This window comes from Micromonospora sp. RTBAU3-60 (genome assembly GCF_054963695.1).
The window spans coordinates 1-1,401 of record NZ_JBUEGB010000173.1 but is presented as its reverse complement, the minus strand read 5'-3'; the positions used below and the strand labels follow the sequence as shown (position 1 = coordinate 1,401).

Annotated in this window: 2 protein-coding genes; one reads left to right on the top strand and one right to left on the bottom strand. The window is 63.6% G+C overall.

The genetic code is table 11. The annotated features are described in order from the left end of the window. Nucleotides 1–247: 247 nt before the first annotated feature. Entirely contained in the window at nt 248–679 is a 432-nt protein-coding gene (gene tnpA / locus ACY34I_RS40375) for an IS200/IS605 family transposase (protein ID WP_462760825.1), read from the bottom strand. Between the two features lie 23 nt (nt 680–702). Between tnpA and ACY34I_RS40370 the strand changes: the two genes are divergently transcribed. Next, nucleotides 703–1,401 (top strand): nuclease/transposase family protein (locus tag ACY34I_RS40370; protein ID WP_462760824.1); only part of this gene is annotated, 699 nt, incomplete at its 3' end.

Sequence of the window (1,401 nt, the reverse complement as noted above, 5' to 3'; positions counted from 1 at the left end):
GCTCTCCCAGGTCATACGTCATACCGGCATCCGCCGCACCCGTTACACCAGCATGACCAAGACACACCTTGGACACGTCTTCGCAGCCAGTGCAGTCAACCTGGTCCGCATAGACGCGTGGCTCACCGAAACCCCCCCTGGGCCAGACCAGAACAAGCCACCTCACCCACCTTGCAGCCCAGATCGGATGAAGAATCCCCCTTCAGCCATTCCCCAACGGAGTCCTTCAGGGCCGGGAGGAATCGCGTCACGAGCCGGGATGTTTCTGGCTTTCGATGTATTCGCGGATGACGGTGAGGGGTGGCCCGCCGCATGATCCAGCGAAGTACGAGGGTGACCACAGGTGGCCGTGTGTGATGTGCTGGTTGATCCGGTCGGTGAATTCCTGCCGCAGGTAGTGCGTGGAGACGCCTTTGAGTCGGTTGACCAGGGTTGAGATCGGTAGTTTCGGTGGGTAGTGGACGAGCAGGTGGACGTGGTCGTCTTCGCCGTTGAACTCCCGCAGTTGCGCGCCGAGTTTGTCGCACACGTCGGCCATGATCTGCCCACATCGGGTGAGCATGGCGTCGTTGAACACGTCCCGCCGGTACTTTGTGACGAAGACAAGATGAACGTGCAGGTGGTGAACAACGCTACGGCCACGCCGAACATCCGGATCTGGAGCCCATCGTGGTGACATAGACACGATGGTACACTGTAGACGTGAAAATGGTCGTGCAGGTTCGGCTGTACCCGGACGCCGCCCAGGAGGCGGCGCTTCGGGCGACGCTTGACCTGTGCAACGAGGCCGCGAACCTCGCCTCAATTGAGGCATTCCAGCGGCGGATCTACGCGAAGCAAGCGCTCCAGCGGCTCACCTACGGGCGGTTGAAGGCGATGGGGTTGTCGGCCCAGCCGGCGATCCACGTCGCCCGTAAGGTCGCTGGCGCGTACGCCACCCTGAAGGCCACCATCCGTGCCGGTAACCTCGGCAAGCCCGGGTCGAAGCGCCGCCGCAAGGCCGAGTCGAAGCCGATCCGGTTCCGTCGGGATGCCGCGCAACCGTTCGACGACCGGTGCCTGTCGTGGCGGCTCGCTGACCGCACGGTGTCGATCTGGGCCGTCGGTGGCCGGTTGAACCGAGTTCAGTTCGGCTGCTCCGCCCAGCAGTACGCCACCCTGGTGGCGCACCGGCGGGGTGAGTCCGACCTGGTGCACCGTGACGGCAAGTGGTTCCTGTACGCCACGTGCGACATCCCTGATGTGGAGGTGAAGGAGCCTGAGGGGTTCCTCGGTGTGGACCTGGGTATCGCGAACATTGCCACCACCAACGACGGCACCCGGCACAGCGGCAAGGCTCTCAACCGGGTCAGGCATCGTAACCAGCGGTTGCGGGCCAAACTCCAGCGGATCGGCACCAAG

Bases quoted from the DNA above. Each gene is read 5' to 3' on its own strand.
- tnpA (WP_462760825.1), bottom strand. From the start codon at position 679: ATGTCACCACGATGGGCTCCAGATCCGGATGTTCGGCGTGGCCGTAGC.